Origin of the sequence: Pseudomonas sp. RA_15y_Pfl1_P11 (assembly GCF_963970975.1) — a bacterium.
Classification (GTDB): domain Bacteria; phylum Pseudomonadota; class Gammaproteobacteria; order Pseudomonadales; family Pseudomonadaceae; genus Aquipseudomonas; species Aquipseudomonas tritici.
This window is the reverse complement of sequence record NZ_CAXAOY010000004.1, coordinates 265,368-281,444: the sequence shown is the minus strand read 5'-3', so window position 1 is coordinate 281,444 and position 16,077 is coordinate 265,368. Positions and strand designations below refer to the sequence as shown.

17 protein-coding genes are annotated in these 16,077 nt (G+C 60.5%); 8 read left to right on the top strand and 9 right to left on the bottom strand.

The window, feature by feature from the left end; all coding sequences use genetic code 11:
- Positions 1-192: 192 nt before the first annotated feature.
- Positions 193-1,194 (top strand): LLM class flavin-dependent oxidoreductase, encoded by a 1,002-nt coding sequence (locus AACY44_RS07050; RefSeq protein WP_065875608.1) that lies wholly within the window; start codon positions 193-195, stop codon positions 1,192-1,194.
- 58 nt (positions 1,195-1,252) lie between these two features.
- Here the strand turns inward: AACY44_RS07050 and AACY44_RS07045 are convergent, their stop codons facing one another.
- The gene (locus AACY44_RS07045; protein ID WP_049710777.1) at positions 1,253-1,477 is read right to left on the bottom strand and encodes a DUF1161 domain-containing protein; all 225 of its coding nucleotides are present in this window, start codon (positions 1,475-1,477) and stop codon (positions 1,253-1,255) included.
- Positions 1,478-1,590: 113 nt separating this feature from the next.
- Positions 1,591-1,806: a dodecin gene (locus AACY44_RS07040; protein WP_049710778.1), complete on the bottom strand. Its 216-nt coding sequence runs from the start codon at positions 1,804-1,806 to the stop codon at positions 1,591-1,593.
- Between the two features lie 155 nt (positions 1,807-1,961).
- Here AACY44_RS07040 and AACY44_RS07035 point away from each other — a divergent pair, with 155 nt between their 5' ends.
- Positions 1,962-2,288, top strand: coding sequence for a DUF883 family protein (locus AACY44_RS07035; protein ID WP_032885107.1), 327 nt, complete (start codon positions 1,962-1,964; stop codon positions 2,286-2,288).
- On the opposite strand, the gene AACY44_RS07030 is transcribed toward AACY44_RS07035, so the two are convergent.
- Positions 2,285-3,181, bottom strand: a complete 897-nt coding sequence (locus tag AACY44_RS07030) for a LysR family transcriptional regulator (RefSeq protein ID WP_339419242.1) — start codon at positions 3,179-3,181, stop codon at positions 2,285-2,287. The genes AACY44_RS07035 and AACY44_RS07030 overlap by 4 nt on opposite strands.
- 111 nt (positions 3,182-3,292) lie before the next feature.
- On the opposite strand from AACY44_RS07030, the gene trpB reads away from it, so the two are divergent.
- From trpB to AACY44_RS07015, 3 genes are all read left to right on the top strand, one after another.
- Positions 3,293-4,519 carry a tryptophan synthase subunit beta gene (gene trpB, locus AACY44_RS07025; protein WP_339419243.1) on the top strand — a complete coding sequence of 409 codons (1,227 nt, stop codon included), beginning with the start codon at positions 3,293-3,295 and terminating at the stop codon, positions 4,517-4,519.
- On the top strand, positions 4,519-5,328 hold the full coding sequence (gene trpA / locus AACY44_RS07020) for a tryptophan synthase subunit alpha (protein ID WP_339419245.1): 810 nt from the start codon (positions 4,519-4,521) through the stop codon (positions 5,326-5,328). The genes trpB and trpA overlap by 1 nt, the downstream gene beginning before the upstream one ends.
- A 136-nt stretch (positions 5,329-5,464) precedes the next feature.
- Positions 5,465-5,905, top strand: coding sequence for an anti-virulence regulator CigR family protein (locus AACY44_RS07015; protein ID WP_339427743.1), 441 nt, complete (start codon positions 5,465-5,467; stop codon positions 5,903-5,905).
- A gap of 146 nt (positions 5,906-6,051) precedes the next feature.
- Here AACY44_RS07015 and AACY44_RS07010 read toward each other — a convergent pair whose 3' ends face one another.
- From AACY44_RS07010 to AACY44_RS06985, 6 genes are all read right to left on the bottom strand, one after another.
- The gene (locus tag AACY44_RS07010; protein WP_339419248.1) at positions 6,052-7,362 is read right to left on the bottom strand and encodes an MFS transporter; all 1,311 of its coding nucleotides are present in this window, start codon (positions 7,360-7,362) and stop codon (positions 6,052-6,054) included.
- Between the two features lie 124 nt (positions 7,363-7,486).
- Positions 7,487-8,635, bottom strand: coding sequence for a galactonate dehydratase (gene dgoD / locus AACY44_RS07005; RefSeq protein WP_339419250.1), 1,149 nt, complete (start codon positions 8,633-8,635; stop codon positions 7,487-7,489).
- A gap of 48 nt (positions 8,636-8,683) precedes the next feature.
- On the bottom strand, positions 8,684-9,304 hold the full coding sequence (locus tag AACY44_RS07000) for a 2-dehydro-3-deoxy-6-phosphogalactonate aldolase (RefSeq protein ID WP_339419252.1): 621 nt from the start codon (positions 9,302-9,304) through the stop codon (positions 8,684-8,686).
- Between the two features lies 1 nt (position 9,305).
- Positions 9,306-10,265 (bottom strand): 2-dehydro-3-deoxygalactonokinase, encoded by a 960-nt coding sequence (locus AACY44_RS06995; RefSeq protein ID WP_339419254.1) that lies wholly within the window; start codon positions 10,263-10,265, stop codon positions 9,306-9,308.
- A 164-nt stretch (positions 10,266-10,429) separates the two neighbouring features.
- The gene (locus AACY44_RS06990) at positions 10,430-10,756 is read right to left on the bottom strand and encodes a DOPA 4,5-dioxygenase family protein (protein ID WP_339419256.1); all 327 of its coding nucleotides are present in this window, start codon (positions 10,754-10,756) and stop codon (positions 10,430-10,432) included.
- A gap of 31 nt (positions 10,757-10,787) precedes the next feature.
- The gene (locus tag AACY44_RS06985; RefSeq protein WP_339436887.1) at positions 10,788-11,738 is read right to left on the bottom strand and encodes a choline sulfate utilization transcriptional regulator; all 951 of its coding nucleotides are present in this window, start codon (positions 11,736-11,738) and stop codon (positions 10,788-10,790) included.
- A 103-nt stretch (positions 11,739-11,841) separates the two neighbouring features.
- On the opposite strand from AACY44_RS06985, the gene betC reads away from it, so the two are divergent.
- From betC to AACY44_RS06970, 3 genes are all read left to right on the top strand, one after another.
- Positions 11,842-13,356 (top strand): choline-sulfatase, encoded by a 1,515-nt coding sequence (gene betC / locus AACY44_RS06980; protein ID WP_339436888.1) that lies wholly within the window; start codon positions 11,842-11,844, stop codon positions 13,354-13,356.
- Between the two features lie 17 nt (positions 13,357-13,373).
- Positions 13,374-14,288: a choline ABC transporter substrate-binding protein gene (gene choX / locus AACY44_RS06975; protein ID WP_339436889.1), complete on the top strand. Its 915-nt coding sequence runs from the start codon at positions 13,374-13,376 to the stop codon at positions 14,286-14,288.
- 97 nt (positions 14,289-14,385) lie between these two features.
- Complete coding sequence (locus AACY44_RS06970) at positions 14,386-15,954, top strand: SulP family inorganic anion transporter (RefSeq protein WP_339436890.1); 1,569 nt, start codon at positions 14,386-14,388, stop codon at positions 15,952-15,954.
- Positions 15,955-16,077 lie beyond the last annotated feature (123 nt).

The following is a 16,077-nucleotide window of genomic DNA, read 5'->3' as shown; positions in this document are numbered from 1 at the left end:
GCTTCAGTAAGGGTTCTGAGGATAGTTGGCGTGGCAAAGTTCATCTTGTCGGAGAAACCTAGCAATTTAGTAGGAAATTTCCATTCCGCTATTGAATCTCGGGTATATGCCCTCATTGCATAGACCATGCACATGAAGCGGCAGGTTTTGGTTCGTCTAAGAAGCCTGCGCCCCCATTGGAGAAGCAGGCTTATGAAATCGCTGTCCGACGTAAAATTCTCGACCCTTGACCTCGTGCCCGTGCGCGCCAACGGCAGCCCGGCGCAGGCGCTGCGTAATTCCCTGGACCTGGCCCAGCATGTGGAGAAGTTTGGCTATAACCGTTTCTGGGTGGCCGAACACCACAACATGGACGGCATCGCCAGCTCTGCCACCTCGGTATTGCTCGGTTACCTGGCCGGCGGCACCTCGACCATTCGCGTCGGCTCCGGCGGCGTCATGCTGCCCAACCACGCGCCATTGGTGATTGCCGAACAGTTCGGCACCCTGGAAAGCCTCTACCCCGGGCGTATCGACCTGGGCCTGGGCCGCGCGCCCGGCTCCGACCAGATGACCGCCCGCGCGCTGCGCCGTGAACGCTCCGGCAGCGCAGATGACTTCCCCGATGATGTGGCCGAACTGATGGCGTACTTGGGTCCACGCACACCTGACCAACGGGTTATTGCGGTGCCCGGCAGCGGTACCAATGTGCCGGTCTGGCTGCTCGGTTCCAGCCTGTTCAGCGCACAATTGGCAGGCGAACGCGGTTTGCCCTACGCATTCGCCTCGCATTTCGCACCGCGCTTGATGCATGAAGCGATTCGCGTCTACCGCAACCACTTCAAGCCTTCAGCCGTGCTGGACAAACCCTACGTGATGCTCGGCATTCCGCTGGTCGCCGCAGACACTGATGAGCAGGCCGACTACTTGGCCACTTCGGTGTACCAACGCATCCTTGCACTGATGCGCGGCCAGAGCCTGGTGCAGCGCCCACCGGTGAACACCATGGATGGCCTGTGGCTCCCTCACGAGAAAGACGCGGTCGGCAGCTTCCTGGGCCTGGCGATGGTCGGCGGCCCGGCGAAGATCCGCGCCAAGCTGGAGGTGTTGATCGAGCAAACCGGCGCCGATGAGCTGATTTTCACCAGCGACCTGTACGAACATGCTGACCGGATTCATTCCTACGAGCTGCTCGCGCAAGTAATGAAAGGCTAAAACCGAGGCGAAAAAAACCGACGCACCCGCGTCGGTTTTTTATGTCTGGAGCACGAGATTAACCGCGCTTGTAGACGATTTCCTTGGTGCCGCCTTCGCAGCTACCGACCACTTGAGCGTCGGTAGAAGCGCCTTTATCCACCACTTCGAGGGAATAACCTGAAGCGCCCTTGGCGTCGATTTTCGCTGCGATTTCGCTTTTCAGCTCTTCGCATGGCTTGCCCGCCGCCAGGGCTGTACCTGCAATGCTCAACAGACCGACTGCTAACAGAAACTTCTTCATCCGTTACTTCCTTACGCTGATCGAATAGAACGTGCCGACGCTGTCGCCTCGGCACCCCAACGTTGTAGCGCAGGTTATGGCAATCGGCCAGTCAGCAAGTTCAACTCACAGGATCAACTGCTGGCAATTCGGAACCCTACCTTGAGCGTGACCTGATAGTGCGCGACCTTGCCATTCTCGATATGGCCGCGGGTTTCAGTCACCTCAAACCATTCCAGGTGCTTGATGCTCTTGTTGGCTTCAGCCACCGCATTGTTGATGGCGTCTTCGATACTGGTGGTGGACGAACCCACCAATTCGACTTTCTTGTAGGTGTGATGATCAGACATGGCGTTTCTCCTGAGGTCTCTAGTGAGCGTAGCAGTCAATGTTCCTACTGCTTCTGTCGACGATTCGTCCTCGAAAGTTCAGATTTACTGCACTTTTTGAATAGGCCGCAGTCGGTATCTACACACGCCACTCAATCACTTCAGGAGATGTCCACATGGCCAACACTTCTTTACGCAAAGCATCGCTGGAAAGCATGGAAGCCGAGATTTCGAGCCTGCTCAAGTCCCTTGAGAGCCTCAAGGACGATGCGTCCGACGAGTCGCGCAAAACGTTGAAGGCCCTGAAAAGCAATGCCGAGAATGCCCTCAAGCATTCCCGTCATCTGATCAGCGATGCCTACGAAGAAAGCAAAGTCAAAATTCGCGAAACCAGTGTTGCTACCCGTGATTACGCGCAAGAGCACCCATGGACTACAGCCGGCGTTGCTGTAGGCGCATTGGGTCTGCTGGCGGCCTATCTGCTGTGCAAACGTGGTGACTAAATAGGCTGGCGCAACAGCTCAGCCTTGAGCCACTGCGCCAGTTGCCCGGCGCGCCCGTCTGCGGCGCGCTTGGGTAGCCACAACGCCAGGTGCGCCGGGGTTTCGCTGAACCCCCACGGCGCCACTAGGCGGCCCGCCCGCAAGTCCTCTGCTACCAGCGGTTGCGGCGCAATCGCCACACCCAGCCCGGCCACCGCCGCCTCCAGTAAATAATACAAATGCTCAAAACCCTGGCCGTGTTTCAACGCGTCCGGCTTGATGCCGTGTTGCTGCGCCCAACTGGGCCAAGCTTGCGGGCGCGATGTGGTGTGCAGTAACGCCTCATCGCACAACGCAGCGGCGGGCGCCTCGCGCAAACGCTCGTAGCCAGCAAAACGCGGGCTCATCACCGGGCCGATGCGTTCGCTGGCCAGTTCATACACCTGCATATCCGCCGGCCAAGGCGGTTCGGCAAACACCAGCAGGGCGTCCAGGCCCGGGCGGCGAGGATCAAGATCACCGTCACCTGCCGACAGGTGCAGGCGCAAATCCGGCAGGTCCGCATTCAAGCGACCCAGGCGCGGGATCAACCAACGCGCCAGCAGGCTGCCGGAGCAACCCAGCACGAACGGCGCATCGGCGCTGCTTTGGGTCAGTTCAGCGCATACATCCCGTAATCGCTCAAACGCCTCAGCACTCGCATCCCGAAGCCGCACGCCGGAATCTGTGAGTTTAAGGCCGCGCCCATCCTTGACGAACAAGCTGACACCGAGGTGCTCCTCCAACACCTTCAACTGCCGACTGACGGCACCGTGGGTCACGTGCAATTGCTCAGCCGCTTGGCTGACGCTGTTCAACCGCGCGGTGGCTTCAAACGCGCGAAGGGCATTGAGGGGTGGAAGGTCTCGGCTCATCTGTGAGTTTTCCTGACAGGTTACGGCGATCTTATCGGTTTTCAGCATAGGCCGTCAGGGGTAGAGTGGCCCTCATTGTTTCTCACACCGATTCTTTTCCTGGAGCGTCCCATGACTCAGTCCCAGACCGATCTACGCAACGGCCCTGACGCCAACGGCCTGTTTGGCGCGTTCGGCGGCCGCTACGTCGCTGAAACCCTGATGCCGTTGATCCTTGAGCTGGCCCGTGAATACGAAGCGGCCAAGATTGATCCGGCTTTCAACGAGGAATTGGCCTACTTCCAGCGCGACTACGTCGGTCGACCAAGCCCGCTGTATTTCGCCGAGCGGCTGACCGAGTTCTGCGGCGGCGCCAAGATTTACCTCAAGCGCGAAGAGCTAAACCACACCGGCGCGCACAAGATCAACAACTGCATCGGCCAGATCCTGCTGGCGCGGCGCATGGGCAAAAAACGCATCATCGCCGAGACCGGCGCCGGCATGCACGGTGTGGCCACCGCCACCGTGGCTGCGCGCTTCGGCCTCGACTGCGTGATCTACATGGGCACCACCGACATCGAGCGCCAACAGGCCAACGTGTTCCGCATGAAACTGTTGGGCGCCAAAGTGATCCCGGTAGTGTCCGGCACCGGCACGCTCAAAGACGCGATGAACGAAGCCCTGCGCGACTGGGTGACCAACGTTGATGACACCTTCTACCTGATCGGCACCGTGGCTGGCCCGCACCCGTACCCTGCAATGGTGCGCGACTTCCAGGCAGTGATCGGCAAGGAAACCCGTGACCAGATGCAAGCCCAGGAAGGTCGCCTGCCGGACAGCCTGGTGGCGTGTATCGGCGGTGGCTCGAACGCCATGGGCCTGTTCCACCCGTTCCTGAATGACACCAGCGTCGAAATCATCGGCGTTGAAGCGGCAGGCTATGGCATCGAAACCGGCAAGCATGCCGCCAGCCTCAACGGCGGCGTACCGGGTGTGCTGCACGGCAACCGTACCTTCCTGCTGCAGGACGACGACGGCCAGATCATCGACGCCCACTCGATTTCCGCCGGCCTCGACTACCCCGGCATCGGCCCGGAACACGCCTGGTTGCATGACATCGGCCGCGCCCAGTACACGTCGGTGACCGACCACGAAGCCCTGGAAGCGTTTCACAAATGCTGCCGCCTGGAAGGGATTATTCCCGCTCTGGAAACTGCCCACGCCCTGGCCGAAGTATTCAAACGCGCACCGACCCTGCCGAAAGATCACCTGATGGTGGTGAACTTGTCCGGCCGTGGCGACAAAGACATGCAGACCGTGATGCACCACATGGAACAGTCCCAGCAGGAGAAACACTAATGAGCCGCCTGCAAACCCGCTTTGCGCAGCTGAAAGAACAAAACCGTGCCGCCCTGGTGACCTTCGTCACCGCCGGCGACCCCGGTTATGACACCTCGCTGGCGATCCTCAAGGGCTTGCCCACCGCTGGCGCCGACGTGATCGAGCTGGGCATGCCTTTCACCGACCCGATGGCCGACGGCCCGGCGATCCAGCTGGCTAACATCCGTGCGCTGGAAGCCAAGCAGAACCTGGCGAAAACCCTGCAAATGGTCCGCGAGTTCCGCAAGGACAACAACGACACGCCGCTGGTATTGATGGGCTACTTCAACCCGATCCACAAATACGGCGTACCGCAGTTCATCGCCGACGCCAAGGAAGCCGGCGTGGATGGCGTGATCGTGGTCGACATGCCGCCTGAGCATAACGGCGAACTGTGCGACCCGGCCCAGGCCGCCGGTATCGACTTTATCCGCCTGACCACGCCGACCACCGATGACGTGCGCCTGCCGACCGTCCTCAACGGCAGCTCCGGCTTTGTGTACTACGTGTCGGTGGCTGGTGTGACCGGTGCCGGCGCCGCTACCCTGGAGCACGTCGAAGAAGCCGTGACCCGCCTGCGTCGGCATACCGACCTGCCGATCAGCATTGGTTTCGGTATTCGTACACCGGAACAAGCAGCGGATATCGCGCGGTTGGCGGACGGTGTGGTGGTGGGTTCGGCGCTGATCGATCACATCGCCAATGCCAGCAATGACCAACAAGCCATTGACGGTGTGTTGACCCTCTGCGCGGCGCTGTCGGAAGGCGTACGTAACGCCCGTAAGTAAAGGCCCCGTAACCAGTAGGTAAAGTTCCTGATACAGAGGAATCAACCCGCTCGGACACAGCCTAAACAGCAAGACCAAGGGATCTCGAACCTCGTTCGAGATCCCTTTTTTGTGTGTGTGCCCTGAGGAATACCCGATGAAAATGCCCAAATCCGTGATTGCAGGCCTTGGCGTGCTAGTGCTCGGCGCCAGCGCCCTGGTGCAAGCCGCGCCATATGAACAAGGCGGCCCTGACCGTGGCGGCCCACAAGGCCAGCACGAACAACGTGGCGACGAGCATCGCGGCCCTCAGGACAACCGTCGCGGCGGCCCACCCAAGGACTTCGGCCCGGTGCGGCAGATCATCCACGACAATCACGGCCAGTTCTCCCGTGGCGCACCGCCTCCGCCGAACGTGCGCCTGGTACGTGGCCAGCCATTGCCGCGTGGTTACTACGGTGAACGCCTCGACGGTCGTGCCCTGGCACGCCTGCCGGTGTACCCGGGCTATGAATGGCGCCGTTCGGGGCCGGATGTGGTGCTGATCGCCGTGGGTACGGGCGTCGTCTACGAGATTTTGGATGGTGTGCTCAACTAACGCCGAGTAATAGCTTTGAGCGGGCTTGACCCGCGATGGATGGCGAAGCCGCCCCAATGAAGACACCGCTTTCTGCCTGACAGAATATGGTGTGTGGTTTTGGGCTGCTGCACATCCCAGCGCGGGTCAAGCCCGCTCACTACGCGCTACTCATTCAATTCTATCCGCTCGACCTTGCCGACCAGCAAGATGTAGGACAGCGCCCCAAGCAACGCCAGCACCGCAACATAGGTAATCGCCGGCGCGAACGAATCACCGCTGGCCAGAAAGCCAATCACGATCGGCGTAGCAATCGCCGACAGGTTGCCGATGAAGTTGAACACCCCACCGGTCAAACCTAGCAACCGTGCAGGCGCGAGAGTCGAGACCAGCGACCAGGTGATCGACGCCAGGCCATTACCAAAGAACGCCACGGCCAGGAACGCAATTACCCACGCGGTCGAGTCCACGTAGTTGGCGCCGATGATCGCCGTGGAAATCAACAGCCCGCTGATGATCGGCAACTTGCGTGCGAAGCCCACCGACGCACCTCGGCGAATCAGCCAGTCGGAAAAGATCCCGGAACACAGCACACCAACAAACGCCGCCAGAAATGGCAAGGACGCCAGCAGGCCGGACTTGATGAAGTCCATGCCGCGATACTTCACCAAATAGGTCGGGAACCAGGTCAGGAAGAACCACAGCGTGGAGTTGAGGCAGAACTGCCCCAGGTAGATCCCCCAGAGTTTGCGCTTGCTCAACACGATGCCCAGGTCGACCCAACTGAACGGCGCCTTGACGGTTTTTTCCTGCATGTCCACCAGCCCGCCGCCTTCACGGATCAGCTCGATTTCCGCAGCGTTCGCGCCTTTGAAATCCTTGGGCTCGCGGTACACCGCGTACCAGATCAGCGCCCACACAATGCCCACGCCACCGGTCGCGACAAACACCATGTGCCAACCAAATGCGTGCTGCAGCCAAGCCAGTACCGGCGTGAGAAACGCCAGCCCGACAAACTGGCCCGAGGTGTAGACGCCAATCGCCGTGGCGCGCTCGCGCTCGGGAAACCAAGTGGTGACCACGCGGCTGTTGATCGGGTAGGCCGGCGCTTCCAGCGCGCCCACCGCCATGCGCAGCACGAACAACGCGATAAAGCTGGCGGCGAAGCCGAGCATCACAGTGGCGATGGACCACAACAGCAGCGCAGCGGTGTAGAGGATGCGCGGAGGCACGCGGTCGACCAGCCAGCCACCGGGGATTTGCATGGCGGCGTAGGTCCAGCCGAAGGCCGAGAAGATCAGGCCGACGTGCACCGGGTCGATCCCCAGTTCACTGGTCAGCGCCGGGGCGGCGATCGACAGGTTGCTGCGGTCGAGGTAGTTGATCACCACGGTGATGAACAGCAGCACCATGATGAAAAAACGCTTTCTGGTAGGCGTGACTAAAGACGCCTGCCCGGTGGAGGATGCAGGGTGCATGAGGGGGTGCCTCTTCTTATGTTTATTGAGGTCTGGAATGGCGCTGACTGAAGAAACCGGATCAGAAATGTGGGCGCGAGCAAGCCGGCTCCCACATTTCTGACCGCGCGCCTTCAGTCAGGACTCACCACTCGGCGAAGCTGCCGTCGGCATGGCGCCAGATCGGGTTGCGCCAGCGATGGCCGATGGCCGCGCGTTCGATCACGTATTCCTCGTTGATCTCGATACCCAGGCCCGGTCCGTTAGGGATTTTCACGAAGCCTTTGTCGTAATCGAATACACGCGGGTCCTTCACATAGTCGAGCAAGTCGTTGCTCTCGTTGTAGTGAATGCCCAGGCTTTGCTCCTGGATAAACGCGTTGTAGCAAACCGCGTCCAGCTGCAGGCAAGCCGCCAAGGCAATCGGGCCCAGCGGGCAGTGCAGGGCCAGGGCCACGTCGTAGGCTTCGGCCATGTTCGCGATCTTGCGGGTTTCGGTGATGCCGCCGGCGTGAGAGGCGTCCGGCTGGATGATGTCGACGTAGCCTTCGCTGAGCACGCGCTTGAAGTCCCAGCGCGAGAACAGGCGCTCGCCCAGCGCAATCGGGGTGCTGGTCAGTGGCGCCAGTTCCTTGAGGGCTTCGTAGTTTTCGCTGAGCACCGGCTCTTCGATAAACATCAGTTTGTACGGGTCCAGTTCTTTCATCAGCACCTTGGCCATGGGCTTGTGCACCCGGCCATGGAAGTCGACGCCAATGCCGACGTTCGGGCCGACGGCATCACGCACGGCGGCGACGTTGGCCAACGCCAAGTCGACTTTTTCGAAGCTGTCGACGAACTGCAACTCCTCGGTGCCGTTCATTTTCACCGCAGTGAAGCCACGGGACACGGCTTCCTGGGCAGCACGAGCGGTGTCGGCCGGGCGGTCGCCTCCGATCCACGAGTACACGCGGATCTTGTCGCGCACCTGACCACCGAGCAAGTCGCTGACCGACACGCCAAGAGCCTTGCCCTTGATGTCCCACAACGCCTGGTCGATACCGGCGAGGGCGCTCATGTGCACGGCGCCGCCGCGGTAGAAGCCACCGCGATAGAGCACGGTCCAGATGTCTTCGATGTTGCGTGGGTCTTTGCCGATCAGGTAGTCGGACAGTTCTTCGACGGCAGCCGCCACGGTGTGGGCGCGGCCCTCTACCACGGGCTCACCCCAGCCGGTCACACCTTGGTCGGTCTCGACCTTGAGGAAGCACCAGCGCGGCGGGACGATAAAGGTCGTCAGTTTGGTGATTTTCATCTGTTATCTCTCTTATAGATGCAGCGCCTGTGGGCGCGGAACTTATAGTCAGCTCAGGGCTTTCCAGGCGGCGACATAAGCCTGGGCGCGGCTCGCTACCTGATCCACTGTCATACCCGGTTTGAACAACCCGGAACCCAGCCCGAAGCCTTTAGCGCCGGCGTCGATGAACACCTGCATGTTGTCCGGGGTGATGCCACCCACCGGCAGCAGCAAGGTGCCTGCCGGCAATACCGCCAGCCACGCCTTGATCACCGCCGGGCCCATTTGCTCGGCCGGGAACAGCTTCAATACGTCGGCGCCTTCGGCCAATGCGGCGAAGGCTTCGGTCGGCGTCGCCACACCCGGCGACAGGAACAGCCCCGCCGTTTTCGCGGCACGCAACACCTTGGCATCGCTGTGAGGCATCACGATCACCTGGCCACCAGCGGCTTTCACCTGCTCGACCTGCTCAGGCAGCAACACCGTACCGGCACCGATCAGGCAATCGGCGGGCAGGCTGTCGCGCAGAATACGAATGCTGGTGTAAGGGTCGGGCGAATTCAGCGGGACTTCGATCACCCGAAACCCGGCCTCGTACAGCACCTGGCCAACGGCCTTGGCTTCGTCCGGGCGGATGCCGCGCAGGATGGCGATCAAACCGTTTTGCGCGAGTGCTTGCTTGAGCATGTCAGGCCTCCGATACAGGTTGAGTGAGCCCCGCCGCCACTGCCAGTTGCCACAGGCCGCGTTCGCTGGCTTCCTGCGCCAGGCTGACGTGGGCGAAGCCGCAGAGGGCGAGGGCGCGTTGATAGCGGGCGCAGAGCGGCGCTGCACCGACCAGAATGATCGGCGTGTGTTTGGCTTTGCCGGGCAAGCCGGCGAGTTCATGGCCGATGAGCAAACCCGAGAGGTAATCGGGCTGTTCGTCTGGGGCGAGTTGGGCGGTGAGCCCAAGGGTGCGCGCGCTGAACAAGGTCGACAGCACGCCGCGCTGGCCGTCTTTGGAGAGCGCCACTTGCACGCCTCGGTCAAACGCTTCGGCCTGGAATATTTCGGACGGTTGCTGGGTACGGCCAAGGATGCTGTGCTTGCTCAGCACTGCAAACAGCTCACCGGTCATGAAGGTATCGAAGTGAGTGATGCAGCCATCGACCACCTCGACCCACTTGGAATGGCTGCCGGGCAGGCCGATCAATACATCGGCGCCCAACCCTTGCAGCACGCCCAATACTTGGGTTTCTTCGCCGCGCATCACGTTGGGCAAACCGCTTTGCTCGATCACACCGGGCACGATATGCACATCAACCCCGCGCTGGCTGCGCACCTTATGCAGCGCCTGGCCCAAGCGGGCGACGTCGACGGGCGTATTGCGATAAGCCGCTTCGCTCCAACCCTGGGCGCTGCCGACCATACCGCAGGCGATCACCGGGAGGTCGGGGTGCGCTTCGAGCCAATCCCCGCATGCCGCGTCGAACGCCAACTCGAAGCCATCGCTGCAGCGCACGCCGGCGATGTCGCGGGGCTCGCTGGGCAAATGCATGATGCCCCACGCCAGCGAGCGCTGTTCCAGCACTACGCCTGCGGGGCCGAGTTTATAAGCACGAAGGGAACTGGTTCCCCAATCGAGCGCGATCAATTGCGCCTGCATCGCTTCACCTGAAATGAGTGGGTGCTGAAAAAAGCAGATGGGCGAATATAAACCTATGACCAGTAATATCTCAATATATAAATATCAGTCCCACATACTGGGAGTTGAGCGCGCAAAATCCCACACCCCTTTAAGGCAGCAGGGGGTTGCGGATTAGAAAGAGGTTACAAAACAGACAGATCCAGCTCGCGCACCGCCCCCATCCACACCGCGTAGTCGGTGTGATCCTTCAGCTCATCGCCGGTATTGGGGTGCAGGAACACCACCAGCCCATTGCGATGGATCACCAACCACGGCAACACCACGCCAATGTATTCGGCGTCGAACGCCAGCTGGCAGCTCCAGTCCGGGTGAGGGCCCACGGGCCGTTCGTGTACACGGCCCATGCGCAGCGGGAAGAGTTTGGCGGCGTCTTCGCACAAGGTGCGCGCCTGCTCAATGGTGCTGGCGTCAAAGTAGATATGGGCGTGATAGCCCTTGATACGTTGCATGACCGACTCCGGATCCAATGTGCGCAAAATCCTAGACCGCAATGGACGGCAGGGCCAGCCCGGTCAGCGACTGCGCGCTGCTGGCCTGCTCGGCCACCAGCCAGTCGACAAACCGCTCGACCAATTGCCTCCGGCGTTTGCGCTGTGGCTGCACCACGTAATAGCCGAAACGTGAGATCACCGTACCGCTCACCGGCCGGCACAACCAGCCCTGCTCCAGCAAGTTATCCACCAGGTGGCGCCAGCCGATGGCTACGCCCTGGCCGGCAATCGCGGCCTGGATAAGCAGGGTGTAATTATCGAAGCGCAGTTGGCCGGGTGTGGGTGCAGTGGTGATACCCAGCTCGCGAAACACACCGCTCCAGTCGAACCACTGGCTGTTGTTTTCCTGACGCAGGTGCAGCAGAGGAACATCGTGCAAATTTTGTACAGTCAGCGGTGACGCCTGGTTCTTCAGCCATTGCGGGCTGCACACCGGGAACACTTCTTCGTTGAACAGCCACAGGCTGTCGCCCTGCTTGAAACGGCCATCGCCAAACAGCACCGCCACATCGATATCGCTGCGCAGGGTGGCGTGGTTGCGTTCGCTGGTCACCAGGCTTACGTCTACCTGGGGATTGGCGTGGTGAAAGCGGTGCAGGCGCGGCATCAACCAGTAGGCGGCAAACGCAAAGTCCGTCGCGACTTGCAGCACTTCATGTTGATCCTGTTCGGCGATTGCGCTCAGACCTTGGTTGATGGCCTGCAAGCCACCTTGCACATGCTCGAACAACAGGGCGCCGGCGTCGGTCAGCTCAATGCCACGGTAGATCCGATCAAACAAGCGGATCGCCAGTTGCTCTTCCAGGCGCTTGATCTGCTGGCTGATGGCCGGTTGGGTGGTGCCCAGCTCCATCGCGGCGGCGGTGAAGCTGCGGTGGCGCGCTGCGGCTTCGAAGGCGCGCAGCAAATCGAGGGACACGTCACCGAGGGCTTCATACATAAGCTGTGCTTATCCTAGACATTGCTTTTCATGGGCTTTACCCCAGTTTGCATGGGCTGCATGCTCATTCGCATAAACATCGCCTATGGAATGCCGAGAACCCATGAAGCGCAAGAACATTCTTTTTATCATGGCCGATCAAATGGCCGCGCCGTTGCTTCCGTTCTACGGTTCTTCGCCTATCAAGCTGCCTAATCTAAGCCGCCTCGCTACGCAGGGCGTGGTGTTCGACGCGGCGTACTGCAACAGCCCGCTGTGTGCACCGTCGCGTTTCACGCTGGTCAGCGGCCAGTTGCCGAGCAAGATAGGCGCCTACGACAACGCCGCCGATTTCCCCGCCGATGTGCCGACCTATGCCCACTACCTTCGGCGCCTCGGCTACCGCACCGCGTTGTCGGGCAAGATGCACTTCTGCGGACCAGATCAACTGCACGGTTATGAAGAACGCCTGACCAGCGACATTTACCCCGCCGACTACGGCTGGGCGGTGAACTGGGATGAGCCGGACGTACGACCCACTTGGTATCACAACATGTCCTCGGTGCTGCAAGCCGGCCCGTGCGTGCGCACCAACCAGCTGGATTTCGACGAAGAAGTGGTGTTCAAGGCGCAGCAATACCTGTTCGATCACATCCGCGAGGACGGCGACCAGCCGTTCTGCCTGACCGTGTCGATGACTCACCCACACGATCCGTACACGATTCCCAAGCCATTCTGGGACCTGTACGACGACGCCGACATCCCGTTGCCTGCAACACCCGCGCAAGGTGATCTCGACCCGCATTCCCAGCGCCTGCTCAAGGTCTACGACCTGTGGGACAAGCCGCTGCCTGTGGATAAGATTCGTGATGCGCGCCGTGCCTATTTCGGCGCGTGCAGCTACATCGACAGCAATGTCGGCAAGCTCATGCAAACCCTGGAAGACACCGGCCTGGCCGACGACACGATCATCATCTTCTCCGGCGACCACGGCGACATGCTCGGCGAGCGTGGCCTCTGGTACAAAATGCACTGGTTCGAAATGGCCGCCCGCGTGCCACTGCTGGTGAGTGCGCCGGGGCAATTCGCGGCAGGCCGCGTGTCCAAAGCCGTGTCCACCGCCGACCTGTTGCCGACCCTGGTGGAACTGGCCGGCGGCGAGCTGGACCCGCGCCTGCCGCTGGACGGCCGTTCGCTGGTCCCACACTTGCAAGGGCAGGGGGGGCACGACGAGGTGTTCGGCGAATACATGGCTGAAGGCACCATCAGCCCGCTGATGATGATTCGCCGTGGCGCGTACAAATTCATCTACAGCGAAGACGACCCTTGTCTACTGTTCGATGTACACAACGACTCTCGGGAACAGGAAGAACTCAGCCAGTCGCCGCAGCATCAGGCGCTGTTTGCAGCCTTCCTTGACGAGGCGCGGGCCAAATGGGACATCCCGGCGATCCACCAACAGGTGCTCGCCAGCCAACGCCGCCGCCGTCTGGTGTTTGAAGCACTGACCCAAGGCAAGCTGAAGAGCTGGGATCACCAGCCATGGGTGGACGCCAGTCAGCAGTACATGCGCAACCACATCGACCTCGACGACCTGGAGCGCAAGGCACGTTATCCACAACCCTGCCAAAACCAATAATAGACTGAGGGAAGGCCATGCAAAAGTTGACTGTAGTGCTGGGTATGTTGGTGTTGAGTAGCGCCAATGTGTACGCGGACGCCAGCTGCGAAACGATAAAGATGGCCGATCCAGGCTGGAGCGATATTGCGGCCACCAATGCCATCACCGGTTTTTTACTGACCGGCATGGGCTACAAGGCCAAGGTCGACACCCTCGCGGTCCCGATCATCTTCGGCGGGCTCAAGGACGGCCAGGTGGATGTGTTCCTGGGTAACTGGATGCCGGCGCAGCAAGGCTTCTACGACAAGTTCGTGGCCAACGGCGATGTGGTGCAACTGGCGAAAAACCTCGACGGCACCGAGTTCACCCTCGCCGTGCCCGACTACGTATGGGACGCCGGGGTGCATGACTTCGCCGACTTGAACAAGTTTGCCGACAAGTTCGGCAAGAAAATCTATGGCATCGGCTCCGGTGCGCCGGCGAATATCTCGCTGCAGGAAATCATCAAGAAAAACGACTTTGATCTCGGCCAGTGGAAGCTGGTGGAGTCCAGCGAACAGGCGATGCTCGCCGAAGTATCACGGGCTGTTAAGAAGCAGAAATTCGTCACCTTCCTTGGCTGGACCCCGCACCCGATGAACGTGCAGTTGAAAATGCACTACCTCAAAGGAGGCGAGAAATACTTTGGCGACACCGGCAGCGTGTACACCCTGACCCGCAAGGGCTATGCACAGGCCTGCCCGAATGTAGGGAAATTGCTGAACAACCTGAGCTTTACTCAGGAGATGGAGAACGCAATCATGGCGCAGGTGGCCAATAACAAGGTCAGCAACGCTGAGGCGGCGAAGGCGTGGATCAAAGCCAACCCGGCGGTGTTGGACAAATGGCTGGATGGTGTAAAAACACTGGACGGCAAAGACGCACTATCTGCAGTTAAAGCCAAACTCTAAGGCTTGATGCAATCCAAATGTGGGAGGGGGCAAGCCCCCTCCCACGGGAACTAATCAGTACTGATATTCTGCGCCAAACCTTTAAACCGAGTTCGCGATGCCCCGGCCCAACCGCCATACACTCTTCCCCTTCCTCGCCTGGCTCCCGCGCCAGACCCGCGCCAGCGTCGGTCGGGACGCACTGGTCGGCCTCAGCGGCGCCGTGCTCGCCCTGCCACAGTCGATTGCCTACGCACTGATCGCCGGTCTGCCCCCCGAATACGGCCTGTACGCTGCGATCATCCCGGTGCTGATCGCGTGCCTCTGGGGTTCATCCTGGCACCTGATCTGCGGCCCCACGGCGGCGATTTCCATTGTGCTGTATGCCAGCGTCAGTCCCTTGGCCGTGCCGGGCTCCCAGGACTACATCACCCTGATTTTGCTGCTCACCTTCCTCGCCGGGGTTTTCCAGTGGCTGCTGGGCATGCTGCGCTTCGGCGCGCTGGTGAATTTTGTCTCCCACTCGGTGGTGCTCGGTTTCACCCTGGGCGCCGCCGTGGTGATTGCCGTGGGGCAATTGCCCAACCTGTTGGGGCTGGATCTACCGAGCCAGGCCACGGCGATCAATAGCCTGCTGGCACTGATCCACCACAGCGGCGAATGGGACCACGCATCCCTTGCCCTGGGGCTGGGAACTCTGCTGGTGGGCGCACTGCTCAAGTACCTGGTGCCCCGCTGGCCGACGCTGTTGATCGCGCTGGCTTTGGGCAGCCTGGTGGCGTGGTTGTGGCCGGCGATGTTCGGGCATGTGGCGCTGGTCAGTTCGTTTATTGGCAAGCTACCGCCGTTCAGCCCGTTGCCGATGGACTTGGACATGATCCTGCGCCTGCTGCCCAGCGCCGTGGCGGTGGGCATGCTGGGGCTGGTGACCAGCCTGTCGATTGCCCGCTCGCTGTCGGCGCGTTCGCAGCAATTGCTTGATGCCAACCAAGAAGTTCGTGCGCAAGGTCTATCCAATATCGTTGGCGGATTTTTCTCTGGTTATCTGTCGGCCGGCTCCTTTACCCGTTCGGGCCTCAGCTATGAGGCGGGCGCCTGCTCGCCGTTGGCCGGCGTGTTTTCTGCGCTGTGGGTGGCGTTGTTCGCCTTGTTTGGTGCGGCGCTGATCGCGCACATTCCAATCCCGAGCATGGCCGCGAGCATCCTGCTGATTTGCTGGGGGTTGGTGGACCATCGCGGCATTCGCGCGTTGTTCCGCGTCAGTCGCGCAGAGTTTGTGGTAATGAGCCTGACGTGCGTCGCCACCTTACTCCTAGAGCTGCAAACCGCGATTTACGCCGGGGTGCTGGCATCGCTGTTTTTCTATCTCAAACGCACGTCGCAACCTCGGGTTCAGCAATGGCGAGACGGGGATGAGGATGTGCTGCGGGTGGGCGGCTCAATCTTTTTTGGCGCCAGCCATTATCTGCAAGTACGCCTGCAAAGTTTGCAGGGCGAGCGGGTGGTGATTGAGGCGCAGCAAATCAATTTCATCGATTATTCGGGGGTGGAGATGCTGCACCAGGAAGCGCGGAGGTTGAAGGGGTTGGGGCGAAGTTTGACGTTGCGCCGAGCTAGGCCGCAGGTGGTGGATGAGTTGAAAAAACTGGAAGGGGCCGACCAATGTCCCATTAACTTTCAAGAGTGATTTTTTCAAAAAATCTTTAAGTTCATGGATGGCGCCATACACGCGTACCCTCACAGCTCTTGTGGTTTCGTGGGAGCAAGTGCATTCTTAGCAGAGTTTATGTTTAAATTTTTCTGAGAAAAT